Raw genomic sequence first — 19,974 nt, 5'->3', positions numbered from 1 at the left:
AAAATAGTAAATGGATGAGTCAATGAAAAAATGAAATTTTGTTTTGATATAAAATTACATCTTAACACTTAAAAAAATTGCTATGAAAAAAAATTTTTTCCCCCTTGTCTTGTTGACTGCTCTCACCATTTCGTGTAGTTCTGATGATGATGCAGCTTCAACTGCTTCTTTAAATTTAAACCTTAGTGGTTTGGAAAACCTAGGACCAAATTTTGTTTATGAAGGTTGGATTGTGGTCAATGGAACACCGGTTACCACAGGAACATTTACAGTTAATAATGCTGGTGCTCTATCCAAAACACAGTTTGACGTTGACAGAGCTCAACTTAACAACGCTACCGATTTCGTGCTTAGTATTGAACCAACGAATGACCCTGACCCTGCTCCTTCAAACACTAAATACCTTGCCGGTTCATTCAGTGGGTCAACAGCCTCTGTTTCTACCGGAATAATTGGTAATTTTAGTACGTCAACCGGAAAATATCTACTTGGCACGCCAACAAACGGTAACGCAAACCCAAACGCAGGAGTTTGGTTTATGGATGGAAACGGACCAAGTGTAGGGTTAAATTTACCAACATTAGATGCCGGTTGGAAGTATGAGGGCTGGGTAGTGAGCAATGGTACCGTATTAAGTACAGGTGCATTTACAAATCCGAATGGCCCTGATATGTCAGCCATCTATTCAGGTATGATGCCTTCTCCTCCATTTCCGGGTGAAGACTTTTTAGTGAATGCTCCGGCAGGATTGACCTTTCCGGCAAATTTGAGCGGTGCCACTTTAGTGATTTCGGTTGAGCCATTCCCCGATAATTCGCCAATGCCGTTTACACTAAAACCATTATCACATAATGTTGCAAATCCGGCTGTAACGGGTACAACCATAAATATGGAAAGAAGTTTACTATCTTTTCCAACAGGAACGGTTTCAAGGTAATAGTACTGTTCTTTAAAAGAAGTATAATTTTAAATAAGATGGAGGTTTAAACAAAGCCTCCATCTTACTAATTAAAGAGTTGTGCAAGAATCTGACAAAACTATCCTTTTGACTAGTATACTTTTGAAATCCAATCTAACTATATTTAACCTTAACCTATAGCATAAATTAAAATGAAAAAATTATTATTTTTAGTAGTAGTGCTGTTTTATAGTACTACATCAATTGCTCAAGAAACTTCTTTTTATTCAAACACAGACATTTTCCTGAAAAAATATGTGCAAGCTAAAAAAGTAAATTATGAGGCTATTAAAAAAGACCCTAAAACACTGGAAGATTTAGTTAAACAAATTGCAACATTCAGTCTATCCAATGACCCAAAAGTCAATAAAGCATTTTTTATTAATGCTTACAACATCGTGATGATTAATGCCATTGTAGAAAAATATCCTATAAAATCGCCAATGGATATAACCGGTGTTTTTGACAAAACAAAATATACCGTTGCAGGTACCAAACTAACGCTAAATGATATTGAAAATAAAATGATTCGGGAAAAATACAAAGATGCTAGAATTCATTTTGTGTTGGTGTGTGGAGCAAATGGTTGTCCACCGATAACAAACTTTGCTTACACTCCTGAAAATTTAGAACACCAATTGGAACAACAAACCAAATTGGCTATCAATAATCCGGATTTTATCAAAGTCAATGTAAAAAGCAAAAAAGTGGAAATATCCCAAATATTCGAATGGTACAAAGAAGATTTCATATCCACTAAAAGTTCGTATATCGATTTTTTAAATAAATACAAATCAGAGCCAATTCCTGCCAATTTTAAAGTAGCTTTTTACACCTACGATTGGAGCTTAAATAAACATTAATGTAGAACAAACATGTTGCGTATGAAATCACTAAAATTATCAATACTAGTTAGTATTTTATTGGTTCAATTCTCATTTTCACAAGAAATTGAAGAAACGGAACAATCCAATATTCAAACCTATACTCCTTCAAAACTGTTAGAAAAAGGAAAATGGGACATCAAATGGTTTAATAATTTATACACACAAACCAAAGAAGACAGAAATGGCGAAACATTTGAAGTACCGAGATCTACTTTTTTTACAACATCTGTTGAAGTCTTCACTGGAGCCAGTAACAACAAGAAATTTAATGTTGGTTTAATTGTGGAGTATCGTTCAAACTCTTTCGCGGACAAAAGTGCGGGTAGTGTCTTCTCTTTTAAAAATGAAACAGGTGAAGCAAGAAGTGGGTTAGGTCATATTGCTCCGTCAGTTAAAATAGCTCCTTTTAATTCGCTTCCTAGATTTTCTATTCAAAGTTCATTTTTCATTCCGGTTTTTGACAAAGAGAGTGATGAAAACGGTTTCTTGGCACAAAAAAGTTTTATTTGGCAAAACCGCTTTTTTTATGATTACACTTTCCCAGGCAATAAATTTCAATTATTCTCTGAATTTGGAACCCGTTTATTTTTGGGCAACAAAGACGAAGGTTTTGCAAACAATAGCATTGAATTGGCTCCTGGTGTTTTCCTGAGTTATTTCCCAACATCAAAATTCACAGTTTTGGGTTTTATTCAACATGCTCAATTGGTAGACTTAGGGAATGAGTTTGAACAAAATTATTCTGCTTTAGGAGCCGGTTCAAAATACCAACTCACTAAAACATTAAATGTAGAAGTTTTATATAGTAAATTTGTGAGAGGCAGTGATAGTGGACTGGGTCAATCATTTAATTTAGGGCTAAGAGCCATTTTTTAAAGAAATCTAAATTCCTCTTTTAAGTTTAAATAAGATCAAAATGGAGCATGTTGTAATAATAGGCAATGGTATATCGGGAGTTACTCTAGCAAGGCATATTAGAAAGCAATCAGAAAAAAAGATTACAATCATTTCATCAGAATCAGATTACTTTTTTTCAAGAACAGCTTTGATGTATGTTTTCATGGGACACATGAAGTTTGAACATACGCAACCTTATGAAAATTGGTTTTGGAAAAAAAATCGTATTGATCTAAAAAAAGCTTTTGTAGAAAATGTAGATACGGATATTAAACTTGTCATTTTTTCTTCAGGGGAAGTTTTAAAATATGATAAACTTGTCATCGCAACAGGATCAAAACCCAGTAAATTTGGTTGGCCAGGTCAAGATTTGAAAGGCGTAATGGGGATGTATCACAAACAAGATTTAGAAAACCTAGAGAAATATGCTCCCAACAATCAAATTTGTAAAAGAGCGGTAATCGTAGGCGGTGGATTGATTGGTATTGAATTAGCGGAAATGTTACATTCCAGAAATATTCCTGTGACATTTTTAGTTCGTGAAGATAGTTTTTGGAATGGTGTTTTGCCACAAGGTGAAAGTGCAATGATTAATCGTCATATCAAAAACCATCACATTGATTTGCGTTTGTCAACCAATTTAAAATCCATAAATGCAGATGAAAACGGTTTTGTAAAATCGGTTACAATCGAGGATACTGGTGAAGAAATTGCTTGTAATGTAGTAGGTTTAACAGCGGGTGTATCTCCTAATATTGATTTTTTAAAATCTTCTAAAATTGAATTGGGACGGGGTGTGAAAGTAAATCGTTTTTTAGAAACCAACATCAAAGATGTTTATGCTATTGGTGATTGTGCCGAACAGCATGAAGCCATCGGGAACAGGCGAACTATTGAAGCGGTTTGGTACACAGGAAGGATGATGGGGGAAACTTTAGCACAAACTATTTGCGGAAATCCTATGCAATATAATCCCGGACATTGGTTTAATTCTGCTAAATTTTTTGCTATTGAATACCAAACGTATGGTTGGGTTTTTAGTGAAAAAATGAAATCCCAATTTGAAGAGCATTTTCATTGGAAACACAAAGATGATACCAAATGTATCACGGTTGCCTATCATAAAGAAACAAAGAAGTTTTTAGGCATCAACACTTTTGGAATTCGTATGCGACACGAAACGTTTGACAAATGGCTTACGGAGCAACAAGAAATAGATTATGTAATGAAGCATTTATCAGAAGCTAATTTTGATCCCGAATTTTATAAACATTATGAAAATCAAATTTTAGCAGCATTTAAACATCAACTTCAAATTGTAGAAAATGAGTACTAAAATAAATCATAGTATGTCGTTGGCAAAACCAGATGCTACCGATATTTCAACAAAACAAAAAGTAGCGCTAGCTATTGGAATTATAGGTCTATTTATCATGGTGTTGGCATTTTTAAATGTTAATTTTCCAAATAGAGCTGTTTTTTTAAGTTTATCATTAGTAACCATAAGTGTCGGAACAGTTATTTATTCTAGAGATGCTTATTTGACTAAGTTAGAAGGTATAAAAAATGATGGCGTTTGGTTTAAGTCCATTTCTTCTCGAGGTCTTTGGGGTTGGATTGTTGGAATGATAATTACCACATTTTACATAGTACTTTATTTCTTTCCAACGTATTTAGGTTTAGGTGAAAATGGCAATCCAAATTCGGGCCTCATTAGTTTGTTTGATCCGTTAAGCCAATTATTAAGCGGAAGAAATGCCAGTCAATGGTTTGTATATGGAACACTTTATACCGTTGCTATTTTAATATTTGGTTACAAGTTTATTTTAAAATACAAGCATAACCATTACCAACAAGTTCGTACCCTTTCAGTCATGTTTTTTCAGCTGGGTTTTGCTTTTCTGATTCCAGAATTTATGTACGTAATGAATAATGATTTGCCTTACTATGATTTAAAATCCTTGTGGCCACTCAATTACTATATTTTTGACGAGTGGTCTGTTACTGGATTTTTATCTAACGGGACTGTGGGTTTAGCACTTATTCTGTTTGGAATATTATCTATTTTTGTAATTTCTCCCATTTTAACTTATAAATACGGCAAACGCTGGTATTGTTCTTGGGTTTGTGGCTGTGGTGGATTAGCCGAAACTGCCGGTGATTCCTTTCGTCAACTTTCATCAAAGAAATTATCGGCTTGGAAATTAGAACGATGGTTGGTTCATATCGTTTTAGTTTTTTCTGTGGTGATGACTGTGGCCATGGTTTATACCTATTTAGGTTATGATAGTACTAATTTTTGGTTAACGCGTGAAGTATTCATCATTGCTGTTATTGCTTTTTTAAGTGTTATTTTTGGTTTTGTACTTTATTTTAAAGGAAAAGAACTTGGCAAAGATGCAAAAATAGGTGCTATTGGATTTTTTCTAGTAATCCTACTTTTGTTAGTACTTCATTTTACAGGAACTACCCAAGAAGTGTTTTTTATTCAAGGAAGCACGCTGCGTTCCGCTTATGGTTTGTACATAGGCTCTATTTTTTCGGGTGTTATTGGAACCGGTTTCTATCCTATTTTAGGTAGTCGTTCTTGGTGTCGATTTGGTTGCCCGATGGCAGCCATTTTAGGATTTCAACAAAGATTGTTTTCAAAATTTAGAATTACTACCAATGGCGGACAATGTATTTCTTGTGGAAATTGTTCAACGTATTGTGAAATGGGAATTGACGTAAGAGCTTATGCACAAAAAGGCGAAAATATCGTACGTTCATCGTGCGTTGGGTGCGGAATCTGTGCAGCCGTTTGTCCACGTGGCGTTTTAAAATTAGAAAATGCATCCGAAAAAGGAAGAATCAATTCAAATGACATTTTACTTGGAAATGATGTGAATTTACTTGATTTGATTAATCAAAAATAAAGTCAATGTTGGCAAGGATAGATTCGAAACAATTGAAATGAAACAAATGCAACTGCTTATTTTAGTGCTTTTACTCACTTCTTTTACCGAAAAAGAGTATGTCAAATTGTATTTTGAAAACGGCAAAATGAAGGCAGAAGGCTGGATATTGAATGGTGAAAAAACAGATTATTGGTTTTACTATTATGAAAACGGAAACAAAAAAGAAGAAGGTCATTATAGTAACAATCAAAAAACGAAATGGTGGATATATTATGATAAAAAGGGAACCATTGTAAAAAAATGTGAACACAAAAACAATGAATTGAACGGATTAACGATAGTGTATTCCAAAGGAAAAATTTCAAAAGCAGAAAAATACGCCAATGGAAAAAAAGTAAAAACGTGGACCGATTTAAATGAATTTAAAAAAGATAATATAGACTTTTAGTGAATAGAATTAAAGTAATCATTCCGGCTTTCAATGAAGAAAATGCAATTGCTAAAGTAATTGTAGAAATTCCTGCTTTTGTTGAGGAAATCATTGTAATTAGCAACAATTCAACTGATAAAACGGAAGAAGTTGCCAAAAAAGCCGGTGCTACAGTACTTTCAGAACGTCGAAAAGGATATGGTTACGCCTGTTTAAAAGGCCTGGAATACATCGAACAGCTGGAGATAAAACCGGACATAATTGTTTTTTTAGATGGTGATTATTCCGATTATCCCGAAGAATTATCGCATTTAATTGAACCCATAATTAACCATAAGATTGATTTCGTAATTGGAGCCAGAGTAAAACAGTTACGTGAAAATGGAGCCATGACACCTCAACAAATTTTTGGTAATTGGCTGGCTTGTTTTTTAATGAAACTATTTTTTTATGCAAAATTTACAGACTTAGGTCCATTTAGAGCCATAATATACCATAAATTGGTGCAACTAAAAATGGAGGACAAAACCTATGGTTGGACAGTAGAAATGCAATTAAAAGTACTTAAACAAAAAATGAGTTATGTAGAAATTCCTGTTCGTTACAAAAACAGAATTGGTACTTCAAAAGTTTCGGGTACAGTCAAAGGAACCCTCATGGCAGGAATAAAAATAATAGGTTGGATTTTCAAATACGCATTCAAATAAGATGATCAGCACACTTTCTTATATAATATTAATTATTTACAGCATTGCCATTTTATTAATATTCTTGTATGGTTTGGCACAGCTTAACTTGCTTTTTAATTACTTGAAAAGTAAAAAAACAAGGAAAAAACATGAGCAATTCGATTTTACAAATCCAAACGAAATACCGCATATCACCATTCAACTGCCTATTTTTAATGAAAAATATGTGGTGGAAAGGTTGCTAATTCAAGTTTCAAAATTACAATATCCATCTGATAAACTGGAAATACAAGTTTTAGACGATAGTACCGATGACAGTGTTTTACAAACATCAAAATTGATAAATCAAATTGCACAAACCGGTATTGATATCAAACATATCACCCGCACCAATAGAGTTGGGTTTAAAGCCGGTGCATTAAAAGAAGGATTAATGCTAGCAAAAGGAGAATTCATTGCCATTTTTGACGCCGACTTTTTACCAGAAAAAGATTGGCTTTTGAAAACGGTTCCTTATTTTAAAAATGATAAAATTGGCGTAGTTCAAACTCGATGGGGTCATCTTAACAAAAAATATTCAATCCTGACTAAAATTCAAGCTTTTGCGTTGGATGCACATTTTACGTTGGAACAAGTGGGCAGAAATTCTAAACTGCACTTTATAAATTTTAATGGAACAGCTGGTATATGGAGAAAAAAATGCATACTCGATGCCGGTAATTGGGAAAGCGATACCTTAACCGAAGATTTGGATCTAAGCTACCGGGCACAATTAAAGAAATGGGAATTCATTTTTCTGGAAGATGTGCTCACACCGGCTGAATTGCCCGCCATTTTAAGTGCTGCTCGCTCCCAACAATTTCGATGGAATAAAGGCGGAGCGGAGAACTTTGTTAAAATGAAACACCGCGTAATGGGCTCTACTTCCATTCCTTTAAAAACAAAACTACACGGATTACTGCACTTGCTCAACAGCTCCATGTTTTTGTGTATATTTACAATGGCCGTTTTGAGTATTCCGGTTTTATTTATTAAAAATCAGTACAGTCATATAAGTTTATATTTTGACATCATGGTCTTTTTCATTGTCACTTCAATCATATTCTTTATCTGTTACTGGAATACCTATAAAGTTATTGAAGGCAAAGGTTTTGTAAATTTTTCGAAATACACAGGCCTCTTTTTTACGTTTTACAGTATTGCGATGGGATTTTCTTTTCAAAACTCAATTGCTGTTTTGGAAGGACTATTTGGCAAGAAAAGTGAGTTCATCAGAACGCCAAAACTCAACATAGAAGCATTAAAAGAAAAGTGGAAAGAAAACAGTTATATTTCAAAAAAAATATCAAAATATACCATTTTTGAAGGTTTACTAATGCTTTACTTTTTATTTGGTTTAATTGCCGGATATCATTTCAATGATTTTGCATTATACCCGTTTCACTTAATGCTCTTTTTCGGATTTAGTTATGTGTTTTTTAATTCGTTTAAAAGTACCTAACCTTGAATTATATATCCAAATATGTGTATTCTTTTGCAAGTATTGCTTCAATAATAGCTTACTTAGCCATCGCTTATTTCTTCCCTAGAGAAAATTTTATTGCCTTATTTGGATGCTATAGTGTAGCCTTTTTTAGTTTTATTGCACTCTGTAAAAATGAATCGATTACCGAAAAACAGCTTTTTTATTTAGGGATTTTTTTTAGAGCGCTTTTTATATTTGGGATACCCTTTTGGTCACAAGATTTTTATCGTTTTATATGGGATGGTAATTTAGTGAGTCAAGGATTTAATCCGTATTTGAATACACCTGATCAAATCATCAACAGTACTTCTTTATCAAATGCTCAAGAATTGTACAATAAAATGGGAACATTAAGTGCTGCACATTATTCCAATTATCCGCCAATTAATCAGCTTATTTTTGGAATCTCAAGTTATGTAAGTCCTACTTCTATCTTTTATAATGCTTTGATTCTAAAACTTATCATTTTAGTATCGGACATTGGAATCTATCATTACGGTAGAAAAATTTTGCGGTATCTTAATCAAAATCCGAAGAAAATTTTGCTGTATTTTTTAAATCCGTTAGTGATTATTGAACTCACCGGAAACCTTCATTTTGAAGGCGTAATGCTTTTCCTTTTTACGGTTGGAATATACTTTTTCTTCAAAGAAAAAATTGTCGTTGCAGCATTATTCATTGCTCTTTCCATATCCACAAAATTACTCACCTTATTACTGCTCCCATTTTTTTTTCACCAACTTGGTCTTAAAAAAAGTAGCTACTTTTACAGTGTTGTATTGAGTATCGCATTGTTAACTTTTCTGCCTTTTTATTCCCCAGAATTAGTTTCAAATTATTCTAAAACTATTGGACTTTGGTTTACCAATTTTGAGTTTAACGCCAGTATTTACTATATTATTCGTGAGATAGGCTTTTATGTGAAAGGCTACAACATCATTCAAACCATCGGAAAGTTTACACCCTTTGTAACCTTACTTGTCTTTTTATACTTTGCTATATTTAAAAAAAATAAATCTGCGATACACCTTTTTTCAAACGCACTTTTTGCTCTCTCCATTTACTTTTTCATATCAACCACCGTGCATCCTTGGTACATCATTAACGTTGTGTTTTTGTCACTCTTTACGCGATTTAAATTTCCTATTAGTTGGTCGTACTTGGTTATTTTGAGTTATTTTGCCTATTCAAATACACCATTTAAAGAAAATTATATTTTACTTTTGATTGAATATGGGCTGGTTTTTACTATTCTTTTTTACGAATTAATCGCACCAAAAAAAATTATCAGCAATGGATGATCACGTAAAAATAGTGGAAAAATGGGTTCATTTATATGGTGATGTACTCTATAATTGGGCTTTCCATAAAACAAATTCCAAAGAAATTGCGGAGGATTTGGTTCAAGAAACATTTATCATTGCGTTGAAAAAAATCAATCAATTTGAAAATAGAAGTTCGCCAAAAACCTGGCTAATTGCTATTTTAAATAATAAAATTATTGACCATCATCGAGCCAATTATTCCACAAAATTCACTTCCATTGAAAAGAACGGAATCACCTTGACCAATACGATGTTCGACAATGAAAATTTTTGGCTGAATGAACTAGATGAAAAAATATGGAACGGAAATGATAAAAGTAGCGTTGAAAGAATAGAAAGTAAATTAAAAGAATGTATTTCCAATTTACCTGAAAAATGGAATTTAGCCATCAGTTATAAATACTTTTCCAATCAAAAAACGGAAGTCATTTGTCAGGAATTAGGAATCACTACGTCCAATTATTGGCAGATTATTCACAGAGCCAAGTTGTTATTAAAGAAATGCGTGGAGTCAAAATGATACACTTTAGAAAATTTTTACCTTATCTATTGTATTCTTGTAAGAGAGTATCTGCCATTATCAGTACTAATCCGGCGGAACGCTCTAAAAAAGAACAGTTGATACTGGAATACCACAAATTGATTTGCAAAGCGTGTCATAATTATCAATACCAAAACGATATAATTGAAAATTCACTTTCTACCTCAAATCAAGATACAATTGTTTTATCCGAAGAAAAAAAAGCAGCAATCATTACTTCATTAAAAAGCAATTTCAAATAGTAGTGAAAAAGATGTAAGCTACTGAAAAAACAAAAACCGTCTCACTCAACCGCTCACAAAATGAAATCATTGGATACTTATTTCCCAAAAACGAATCCAATATTACTTGGCTTTTTCATTAGTCTTTTAGGTTCCTTACCCTTGGGTTATATTAATGTGGTTGGACTACAAATCTTACTTGAACAGGGAATCATTAGTCATGTATTATTTGTGTTCGGTATTGTTTTTATTCAATTTTTTATGTTAAAATCAGTGAGCATCGGTGCCAAATGGTTGGTGAAACAAAAAAACTTACTATTGTTCATTGACGTTTTTACCGTTTTGTTTTTTGCTTTACTGAGCTATTATTTCTTTACAAATTACAATGTAGCGTCATCTTCACTTTCGCAATTTCCCCTATCTGGTTATCCTTTTTTATTGGGTTTGTTCCTTAATGTCTTGAATTTTATTCAATGGCCGTATTGGGCAGGCATCTTTATCTATTTATTCAGAACAAAAAAATTAAATCCGAACAAGCACAACAACTCCATTTTTATAGTTGGTGTTTTAGTAGGCACTTTTACAGGAATGTTAGTATTTGCATACACTTCACACTTTTTTATTCAACAAAGTGATTTCAAAATTAATGCTTATTTCAATAGTATTTTTGCAGTGTTGTTTTTTGGTTTAACACTAATGCAATGTTATAAATTAGTGGTTAATTACAAAAAAAGAATCAACGCAAAAAGAGATTCTCCGATATAGAAAATCTCTTTTTATTACGCTGTTTTTTTAAACAAATTGAAATTACTTCTTCACACTAATAGTATAATGCGGCGTAGGATTTAAAGGACAAGAGTAAAAATATTCACCCTCTTTTAACTCTACAACTCCAGTAAGTTGTGTATCTCCTTTTTTGATTAAAGCAGTAGTAAAAGAGTTTTCTACAGCCGTTTTCATTACATCCTTGTCTTTGTCTGAAGCCTTTTGAATGACAAAGCCTAACTCTTTGTTGACATCTAAATTAGTTACTTTAAACTGATATTTACCAGGTTTTAATTGTAAGCCCTTAACATTGAACTCATTCGTTGTTTGCGACAAGTCAATTATGGTTACTTTCTGTTCTTTTGATTGAGCAAAAGAAATGTTGGAAGAAAATAAGGTAGCAACGGCTACTAATACGAAAGTTAAAAATTGTTTTTTCATTTTGATTTAATTTTAAGTGATATTAATTATTGAATAGTTAAAGATTAAGAAAGCTCCGGTGCAAGTGGAAAGTCAATTTCAAAACCGGCAAGATTGTGAATGTAGTTACTGATTACTTTATCACCAATAACAATTACCACGTCAATCAAATTTGCTTCGCTATAACCGGCTGCAAAGAAATTATTTTTAGCATCTTGACTTACGTTCCCTTTCCCTTCAACAACCGCTTTTGTGAATTTTGCTAACGCATCTATTTTGGTATCAAATGAAGCAAAACCTTGACGAATTTCAAGCACTTGCTCGTCTTCAAAGCCATTCATTTTACCAATTAAGGTATGTGCCGATTGGCAATAACGACATCCGTTGATTTGACTTGTTACCAAATTGATGACTTCTCTTTCTTTTGATTTTAATGTCGACTTTCGGTTTTGAAAAGTCAAATAATCACCCAATGCGGTTTCATTTTTTGCGTAGTAAGCATACAAGTTAGGAACGAAACCTAAACTGCTTTTAAGATTATCAAATATTGCTTGATTATTTTCCGAAACTTCTCCTCGGGTGGGAACTGAAAATTTTGTCATTGTTTAAAATTTTATGATTATTACTTTAACAATGCAAAGATGTGGCAATAAAAAAGGGCATAGTTAGGTAACTTTGCCCGATATAGTAGCAATTTTTCCCTCGCTCTATTTTACTTTAAAATCGGTAGGCGAAATGCCTTGATAATTCTTAAAAAAACGACTAAACGTTTGTATGTCTTCAAATCCTATTTCAAAAGCGATTTCTTTAATGCTTTTGTCTGTATATTTTAAGAGTCTTTTTGCTTCCAGCATTTTTCTGTCTTGAATATATTGCAGGGGTGGTTTACTGGACAGTTTTGAAAACAAATTAGACAGTGTTTTCGGCGATTTATTTAATAAATCGGCATATTCTGCAACAGTATGTTTTGTTTTAAAGTGGTTTTCAACTAAAAAATTAAATTCTCGAATAATATCAACACTATGATGTTCAATTTTGCTATAATTTTCTTGATTTTTATAAATTCTTGTACACAAGATAACAAAACGCTTAATCATGGATTGTAACATTTCGAGTTGCAAATGATCATTAGACTCCAACTCAATTTCCAGCATTCGCCATATAATTTGAAATTTTTCTAATTCTTCTTCAGAAATTTTAATAATAGGCAATTGGGAAGCACCAAAAAACAAAATTCCTTTACAACCCACTTCTTTATCGTGATCAATAATACAGTAAAACGACCTATTAAATCGAATCATTTTAGCATTATTAACTTTAGTAATGTCAATCTTGTGCAACTCTGTTAAACAAACAATTTGGTTTTTATGAAATGTATAGTCTACACCATCAACGGAAATAAAATTACTTTCTTTATCAAACCATAAAAAAGTTAATGAATTTTCAAAAGTTTCGTTTTGCAAATAACAGCCATTGCTGTTTATTTCTTTAATGAGTAAATATTCATTTAATGGTCCTTTGAAAATCATAACTTAAAATATACTATAAAAAATTAATTAAGGAAATGCATAATGGTAAATCAAGAGTAACTATTAGTAAGAATGCTTTCCTGCATCCCATCCTCTGGATTCTAAATAAAGTAAACCACTTTCGTTTGCTCCATCCTCAATGGGTGTTCCCATACTATCATTCCAACGGTTTAAAAATCCAAATAATGCAACAACACCCAAAATTTCTACAATATCATCATCCGTCCAGTGTAATCGCATTTTAGTGGCAATCTCATCATCTACCTTATTGGGTATTGCGGAACTTTTTAAAGCAAACTCCAAAGCAACTCTTTCTGCATCAGAGAAAGCCGAATGCGTTTGAAAGTCCCAAATATTTTCCAACTTTTCCGGTGTAGCATCATACCGCTCTGCCGCACGTATCGTATGGGCTTGACAATAACGACAACCCGCTTGATGACTTGAAACAAACCCAATAAAGCGTTTTAAATCACTGGTTACATTGCCTTTGTTTTCCATAACTGCCTTGTTCAAATTGATAAAAGCATAGGCAATTGCAGGTCTGCGAAACATTGTTTTAACACTATTAGGGCAAAATCCTAACGTTTCATTATAAAAGGTAATTAACTTTTGAAGCTCAATATCGTCAGGATTTTCAAGAGGTGCAACTAATGGTTTGTACATGTATGTTAATTTTAGATTATCAAATTAAAGCAAATTATGCACATAAAATAAATTATTTAGAAGAATTGACAAACTTTTGTGTAATATAATCAGTAATAAAATGAATAATTATTTTTCTGTTTATATAAATTATTTGTTTACACTCAATGTCTCCAAAATCTTCTCTTCAAAACCTTGCAAAGCTCTTCGAGCATACTTGACCTTTTTCTTAGTTTTAAATTTATAAGACACCTCTAAGAAGTTTTTAAAAGGTTTATCAGGTTGAATTACTAAAGCATCATTCTTTTTATACGTCACTTTAATTGGTATATTTTCATAATAAGTAAAATATTCAGGATGAGTTACTAGTCCCAAAGTAGAACAATCAAAAGGGATAAAACCACGAACACCAAAATACTTCTCGTTCAATTCCATCCAAGGCTGTACAATGTCAAACAACCATTTATCGGCTTCATTGGTCATATCTAAACAAGCCAAATCAATGTTACCAATATGAGTATAGGAACTTGGCTCATAACCTGCAAACTCTAGAGGAATAGTAGAATTTAATAAAACATCCATAGAAGCGGTATCGAATTCATAATTATAATCAAATACATTTAACTTCCCATTACCTGGATTAAATGGTAAATCAGGCGTTCTCGCGGCACAAATCACAACACGCTCAATTTGCGGAATAATATCGGGATGATTTTTTACCAAAGTAGCCACATTGGTCATTGGACCTAATGCTAAAATAGTTAGTTTTTCTTTCTTTAGAGCAGCATATAATGCACGTGTTCCGTCATTTTCTGTTCCCAAATCATCGGCTTTTGGAGAACCTTTATAAACCGGTATGGGATTTCCTCTGTTATGCCATTTTAAAATTTTTTCTATTACATCAAAACCATAATCTACATAAGTGATATTACTAATGCCAACTATTTCAATTTGGGGTTGCTTTAAAGCCATAATTAGCGTGATGCCATCATCTACCTCTCGCGCTTCCTTGTCTGGCATTCCAATCATAATATCAGTGTCAAACCAAACCTTAGTTTGTGCTTGAACTTGACTAACAAGAAGTAGTAAAAAAAACAATATTCTTTTCATAGCTTACTTCTTTAAAATTAAAGTTCGAGCAAAATCTAATAACTCTTTTTTTTGTTTTAAATCCATTTGAAGTGGTAATTGAGCCAAACCAATCAATCGACGCATAATTTCTACACCTATAAAACCGTTTAGAATTTCCAAATTCAAATCAGTATAACTATCATATTCAGTGACCACAATCGACAACAAATTTTCATCTTGTTGCGTTAAATATAAATGAGCAATTAATACGCCCAAATCAAATTCTCTCGAACCATAATAACAAAATTCAGGATCAATAATTTTTATTCCATCACTTGTTTTCAACCAACTACCAGGATAATAATCACCATGCAAAAGATACTTTCCTTTCGACATATAAAGCGAACCTAAAAGCGTAATTTGCTTCTTTAATGTTGCATCTTTTTTATAAGGCAAAGCTAATTCCTGCAAACCATCTTGAACCGAATTCAAATCAAAACCATTAGCTTCCATAAAGGGATAATGAAAAATATGTTCGTGATTGAGTTTTCGCAATTCTAAATTTGCCAATTCGTCATCAAGAATAGTTTTCTGAAACGAATGATGCAAACCATTTAAATAGTTTACTAATTCCTTTAATTCATCTGCTTCCAAAAAATGATACAAATCGTACAAAGTAGTAAAATCATTTGAGTTGCCTAAATCTTCTATTACCATTACATTGTTTTCAACATCAATTCCAATCAATCGTGGCATATATTTTTGAACATTAATTTTGGTAGCTATCTTTTCATAGAAAGCACTTTCGGTAACAACACGTTTTTCGGGTGCAACAACTTGAGGATATTTTTCGACATAACCACGAGATTGCTTTACAATGAATGTTCGCTTACCCGTATCAACTCGTAGCACATAATTCATATTTCCTTCACCGGGTTTTGATAAACTAACTACCGTTTCATCTAAACCAAGCCATTGATGCTCTTGTAAATAATTTGCCAATTCATTTGGCTCGTTTGCATTGAGTATAAACATTTTTTAATTTTTATTTGGGCGTTCCGCAAGCGGCGGGCTTTCCGTTGCAATCTTTTGTCTCGTTCCAAAAAACGAGACAAAAGGATTTCCACTATAATCCCTAACGCAAATTTACAAGTCCTACAAGATGGTACTAACCTTGTTGGATATAGTCTTTTTTAAAACAAATAACGTACACCAAATTGAAACTGTCTTGGTGGTGATGCGTTTCTTTGAGTAAATAAACCACTCGCTGCAGAACCGCCTTGTATTTGATTACTTTGTGTGGCATTATTACTATAACCACTTAAATTTTCAGCATTAAAAACATTAAATACATCAGCTCTTACTTCAATTCTATTGCTTCCTGAAATTTTAAATTGGTGTTGCAAACCAATATCAAAAGTAGTACTCCATGGCAAGCGATCATTGTTTCTACTTTCTCCAGGATAACGATCACTATTGCCTTGATAAGCATCACTAAAACCAGAACCATCACCATTCAAATCGGTGGTTCCAAATCCTATCGGAATTCTATTGATTGGTTGGCCACTTTGCAATAGTCCTGCCAGTGTTATTGTTGTTCCTTTAAAAGGATAGTAACTATAAATTCCATTAATATTATGAGTTCTATCATTGATAGAATAACCCCATTCGTTTCCATAATTATTACCATCCATAGCTCTAAAATTAATATCTTCAGTATCATTTTTTAAAGACGATAAAGTGTAATTTAAGCGGTACGAATAATTATCCTTTCCTCTCGCTTTTTGATAATTCAAACTCAAAGCATAATACCTTGACTTTCCTTCTGTTTCGCTCATTACAACATTTCGAGCAACACCTGTTACTGTATTTCCATTAATTGTGGCAGTACCATTTACTATCGGAATGGGACGCGTAGCATCAGCTTCGGCTTGCGTTCTAATAATTACATTGTTGGGATCTATTGGATATTCAGCAGCTGCATTCAAATTACGCAATCTAAATAGATTTTCACCTCTGTTGTGTACCAAATCTACATAAAATAATTTGTTGTCATCAGCTTGTAATTGATAGCCCAATACAAATTGATGTGAATAAGGATTATCATAACCATTTGGATTTAAAATCCTTCTTTCGTTTGAAAACGCACCTTCCCGCTGATTTTGTAAACTTTCACCTGTTGGACCTTGTAAATAATTAACTCCAGATACATTCGCTGAAATATTTCCATTAAAAGTAATAGCATCAAGATTAGTATTAGCAGGTAAAATTCCTAAATTGACTAATTCTTGAAGTTGAGTTATATAATCCGCTGATTTTGTATTCTGTTGTAGCGCATCGCTATAAACCGCATAGTTAATTTTATCATAAGCAATTCCATAGCCACCGCGAATGCTACTGTTATTTGTCAGTTTGTAATTAAAATTAAATCGTGGCGCCAAGTTATTATAATCTCCTTTTGAGTTGCCTCCTTTTGATAAATTATCATAATCATACCGTAAACCTAGTGTAATATTCAACTTTTCGTTTACTGACCATAAGTCTTCAATATATGCTGAATAGATATCCTGATTTGTCCCAAAAGAAGCAGGTCGTAATTCAACATTATAATTCATTACGGTAGCATTGGAAGGAATATCATTGATATTTAAACCACTTCCTAAACCAGTTTGATTGATAGCGTCTATTTGAGGTTGGGTTAATTTTACAGTATAATTTCCATTTGGATTTCCGCCTCCAAATAATTCGTGGTCGCCTCTAATAAAATTCAAACCTCCTTTAAAGGTGTGGTTATCTAAATAATATTTAAATTTTTGTTGCACTTGAACCGTATTTTCTATGGTATTAAACAAAAAACCAGGATGACCTAATATAGCTAAAGTCTCATCATTGGTTCCTAAAACTACTACTTGTGGTCCGTTTTGATTTAACGGATTGGCATAATCCCAATTAAATCGACTGAATTGAATATTGGTTTCGCCACTTAGTTTCCCAAAATTATACGAATTTTTAACAGCTAATAAAAGACTATTTCGCTTTTGTGTGTTTGCTGCTGAGGGAAAAGCTACACCACCTTCAAGTCCGCCACCTTGCCTTTCAATATCAACCAAACCAATATTTGCTCTTACTGAACTTCTAAAATTTTTGGTCCAGTTGTGATCAATCTTTGCTGAAAAATAATTAAAAGTATTCTGACCTCTAACGGTTTCAGCTATACCAAAAGCAGGAACATTTAACAAATTGTCTTTTACATCGGTAGTGTGCTCAAAATTAAAGTAGTAGAACGTTTTATCTTTTACAAATGCACCTCCAACTCCTGCACCTGCTTGATAACGAGCAAAACCATCTTTGACTTGATTGCCGGATAAGTCTCTTTGCGCAAAATCAGATGTGCCATCAATTGTCGGACCAGGTCTTGTAATGAAAAAAGCTTCACCAGTACTCACATTTGAACCTGATCGTGGCGTAATATCAACTACACCGCTTCCTGTAAGTCCATATTCTGCGGAAAAGTTGCTCGTTAGGACGGTAATATCTTTTACAAAACCTGATGGAATTGCAAATTTTTGACCACCTAGAAAACGTTCGTTATTATCCATACCATCTATTAGATAAGATGCAAATAAACCATTTGCTCCATTGATACTTACATTTGGTGATTCTGGATAAAATCCAGTAGCTTGCGTCACGTTTGGTAATCGATATAAAACTCTTGTGATATCTCTTCCTTCTACAGGAATCTCTTGTATTTCTGCTGCTTTTAATTCAGAGGAAACTTCGGCATCACGTCGGTTAATTTTTGAGGTAGAACGTGATGAAATTAGCACTTCTTGCAATGATTGCGAGCCAATTTTACTTAAGATTAAAGTAATATTAGGGCTTTGATTAGATCGAATACTAAATATTTCTGAGTTTTCGGATGCATAATCAAGTGAGTTTTCAAATAATACTTGGTAGCCATCTAATGTTGCTAAATTTCTAAAAGTTGTTTTTCCTTGTTGATTTGTAATTTGCTCTGATAATAAATTTATTGAGCTGTTTAATAATTTAACGCTAAGATTTGAAATTGGTTTTTGTGTATCTACATCTATAACAGTAACTGTTAGGTCTTGCTGAGCGTATGAAATTGTAGTTAAAAATAGTATTCCGAAAATGAATAATTGTTTCATTAGATGAATTGTTTAGTTAAAAAAAGTTTTTGTAATAAATTAAAATTCTTGAAAATTAAGGTGAACCTTTGTTATAATTACTATTAATAAATTCATATGTTGTAAAAAAAATAGATTGTCTTTAGTAGCTTTTATTTCGGTAGTTAATGACATTAGTAAGTTTTTTAAACTAGCAGAAAAAGTTAGATTTTTTAAAAAATTTTTTAAATCCGAAGTGCAGTTAAAATCACTCAAACGAGGAAGAATTATACAACGTTCGGTATTGAAAAGTAATTTTAAATCCCTACAAACAGTAATGGTTTGCCATGAAATAGATGAAAAAACTTTAGTATTTAAAGTAGCTTTTAATACACCAATTAAATAAATACCTCCATTAAAATCTGCCCCTAGAACCGAATTTCTAGTTTTCAATTTAGTTGCTGCATTTAATAAATTCTTGTGACTTAATTTAGGACAATAATTACCGATAATGACAACTTTATCATAACCATTAGCAAAAATAAAATTAACAGCAGTGGATAATTTATCGCCAAAAGTTTTACCCTTTTGACAAGTCTCATCATATATAAAAATAGGAAGTTTAGTTTTCTTTATTTCAAGAAAAGAACGCTCAGTCATTTTTCTCCACAAAGCAACATTTTTCCTCTTACAAAAAAGAATAGGTTTAGTGATGATTTTTCTATATTCACTTTGAGCGAAAAAGATTATTGCAACTCTTGAGTAATTTACGTTTTCTAATTTCATTAAATTTTAGACGAAGTTAATTTCCTTTCCTGACAATAAATATTTTTCTTTGCAAACAGTTAATTTTTATACAGATCGCTAAGAAATAATTAGAAATCAACTTTACTAAATATGATTTAAAAAAAATCATTGTATTATTAACCCGTTGGGTGTAATTATTTGAAGTAAAATAAATTGATTAGATATTGGTCAAGATACTGAAATGCAGTATCTTGAAGTCGCAAAACAACCAATATCTATGTCAAATATAGTAAAAAATTATTT

At 32.6% G+C, this 19,974-nt stretch carries 20 protein-coding genes; 12 read left to right on the top strand and 8 right to left on the bottom strand.

The annotated features are described in order from the left end of the window. The first annotated feature begins 82 nt into the window (after nt 1-82). The 12 genes from WFZ85_RS14135 to WFZ85_RS14080 all read left to right on the top strand — a co-directional run bounded on the left by WFZ85_RS14135 (nt 83) and on the right by WFZ85_RS14080 (nt 11,135). Nucleotides 83-937, top strand: a complete 855-nt coding sequence (locus tag WFZ85_RS14135) for a hypothetical protein (protein WP_342696938.1) — start codon at nt 83-85, stop codon at nt 935-937. Between the two features lie 173 nt (nt 938-1,110). Further along, on the top strand, nt 1,111-1,821 hold the full coding sequence (locus WFZ85_RS14130) for a DUF547 domain-containing protein (RefSeq protein WP_342696937.1): 711 nt from the start codon (nt 1,111-1,113) through the stop codon (nt 1,819-1,821). Between the two features lie 21 nt (nt 1,822-1,842). Beyond that, the gene (locus WFZ85_RS14125) at nt 1,843-2,721 is read left to right on the top strand and encodes a transporter family protein (protein ID WP_342696936.1); all 879 of its coding nucleotides are present in this window, start codon (nt 1,843-1,845) and stop codon (nt 2,719-2,721) included. Between the two features lie 40 nt (nt 2,722-2,761). Further along, complete coding sequence (locus tag WFZ85_RS14120; protein WP_342696935.1) at nt 2,762-4,078, top strand: NAD(P)/FAD-dependent oxidoreductase; 1,317 nt, start codon at nt 2,762-2,764, stop codon at nt 4,076-4,078. Then, a complete protein-coding gene (locus WFZ85_RS14115; protein WP_342696934.1) occupies nt 4,068-5,657 on the top strand; it encodes a 4Fe-4S binding protein in 1,590 nt (529 codons plus the stop codon). Before WFZ85_RS14120 ends, WFZ85_RS14115 begins: the two co-directional genes overlap by 11 nt. Nucleotides 5,658-5,694: 37 nt before the next feature. Further along, complete coding sequence (locus WFZ85_RS14110; protein WP_342696933.1) at nt 5,695-6,087, top strand: toxin-antitoxin system YwqK family antitoxin; 393 nt, start codon at nt 5,695-5,697, stop codon at nt 6,085-6,087. Then, nucleotides 6,087-6,776: a glycosyltransferase family 2 protein gene (locus WFZ85_RS14105; protein WP_342696932.1), complete on the top strand. Its 690-nt coding sequence runs from the start codon at nt 6,087-6,089 to the stop codon at nt 6,774-6,776. Before WFZ85_RS14110 ends, WFZ85_RS14105 begins: the two co-directional genes overlap by 1 nt. 1 nt (nt 6,777) lies before the next feature. Further along, entirely contained in the window at nt 6,778-8,259 is a 1,482-nt protein-coding gene (locus WFZ85_RS14100; RefSeq protein WP_342696931.1) for a cellulose synthase family protein, read from the top strand. Between the two features lie 2 nt (nt 8,260-8,261). Beyond that, nucleotides 8,262-9,584, top strand: coding sequence for a polyprenol phosphomannose-dependent alpha 1,6 mannosyltransferase MptB (gene mptB, locus WFZ85_RS14095; protein WP_342696930.1), 1,323 nt, complete (start codon nt 8,262-8,264; stop codon nt 9,582-9,584). Beyond that, complete coding sequence (locus WFZ85_RS14090; protein ID WP_342696929.1) at nt 9,577-10,128, top strand: RNA polymerase sigma factor; 552 nt, start codon at nt 9,577-9,579, stop codon at nt 10,126-10,128. The genes mptB and WFZ85_RS14090 overlap by 8 nt, the downstream gene beginning before the upstream one ends. Further along, a complete protein-coding gene (locus tag WFZ85_RS14085; protein ID WP_342696928.1) occupies nt 10,125-10,391 on the top strand; it encodes a hypothetical protein in 267 nt (88 codons plus the stop codon). The genes WFZ85_RS14090 and WFZ85_RS14085 overlap by 4 nt, the downstream gene beginning before the upstream one ends. 60 nt (nt 10,392-10,451) lie before the next feature. After that, nucleotides 10,452-11,135: a hypothetical protein gene (locus tag WFZ85_RS14080; protein WP_342696927.1), complete on the top strand. Its 684-nt coding sequence runs from the start codon at nt 10,452-10,454 to the stop codon at nt 11,133-11,135. A 42-nt stretch (nt 11,136-11,177) separates the two neighbouring features. Here WFZ85_RS14080 and WFZ85_RS14075 read toward each other — a convergent pair whose 3' ends face one another. The 8 genes from WFZ85_RS14075 to WFZ85_RS14040 form a co-directional block, all read right to left on the bottom strand. Then, on the bottom strand, nt 11,178-11,576 hold the full coding sequence (locus WFZ85_RS14075; RefSeq protein WP_342696926.1) for a hypothetical protein: 399 nt from the start codon (nt 11,574-11,576) through the stop codon (nt 11,178-11,180). A 44-nt stretch (nt 11,577-11,620) separates the two neighbouring features. Further along, nucleotides 11,621-12,157, bottom strand: coding sequence for a carboxymuconolactone decarboxylase family protein (locus WFZ85_RS14070; protein WP_342696925.1), 537 nt, complete (start codon nt 12,155-12,157; stop codon nt 11,621-11,623). A 105-nt stretch (nt 12,158-12,262) separates the two neighbouring features. After that, the gene (locus WFZ85_RS14065) at nt 12,263-13,084 is read right to left on the bottom strand and encodes a helix-turn-helix domain-containing protein (protein WP_342696924.1); all 822 of its coding nucleotides are present in this window, start codon (nt 13,082-13,084) and stop codon (nt 12,263-12,265) included. A 63-nt stretch (nt 13,085-13,147) separates the two neighbouring features. Continuing rightward, nucleotides 13,148-13,747: a carboxymuconolactone decarboxylase family protein gene (locus tag WFZ85_RS14060; protein ID WP_342696923.1), complete on the bottom strand. Its 600-nt coding sequence runs from the start codon at nt 13,745-13,747 to the stop codon at nt 13,148-13,150. A gap of 129 nt (nt 13,748-13,876) precedes the next feature. Then, nucleotides 13,877-14,836: a nucleoside hydrolase gene (locus tag WFZ85_RS14055; protein ID WP_342696922.1), complete on the bottom strand. Its 960-nt coding sequence runs from the start codon at nt 14,834-14,836 to the stop codon at nt 13,877-13,879. A gap of 3 nt (nt 14,837-14,839) precedes the next feature. Continuing rightward, nucleotides 14,840-15,832 carry a phosphotransferase gene (locus WFZ85_RS14050; protein WP_342696921.1) on the bottom strand — a complete coding sequence of 331 codons (993 nt, stop codon included), beginning with the start codon at nt 15,830-15,832 and terminating at the stop codon, nt 14,840-14,842. A gap of 158 nt (nt 15,833-15,990) precedes the next feature. Next, nucleotides 15,991-18,966 carry a TonB-dependent receptor plug domain-containing protein gene (locus tag WFZ85_RS14045; RefSeq protein ID WP_342696920.1) on the bottom strand — a complete coding sequence of 992 codons (2,976 nt, stop codon included), beginning with the start codon at nt 18,964-18,966 and terminating at the stop codon, nt 15,991-15,993. Nucleotides 18,967-19,005: 39 nt separating this feature from the next. Beyond that, nucleotides 19,006-19,710 (bottom strand): DUF2064 domain-containing protein, encoded by a 705-nt coding sequence (locus WFZ85_RS14040; RefSeq protein WP_342696919.1) that lies wholly within the window; start codon nt 19,708-19,710, stop codon nt 19,006-19,008. Nucleotides 19,711-19,974 lie beyond the last annotated feature (264 nt).

The sequence above is a fragment of the Flavobacterium aureirubrum genome (genome assembly GCF_038739835.1).
Classification (GTDB): domain Bacteria; phylum Bacteroidota; class Bacteroidia; order Flavobacteriales; family Flavobacteriaceae; genus Flavobacterium; species Flavobacterium aureirubrum.
This window is presented reverse-complemented; position numbering and strand designations above follow the sequence as displayed.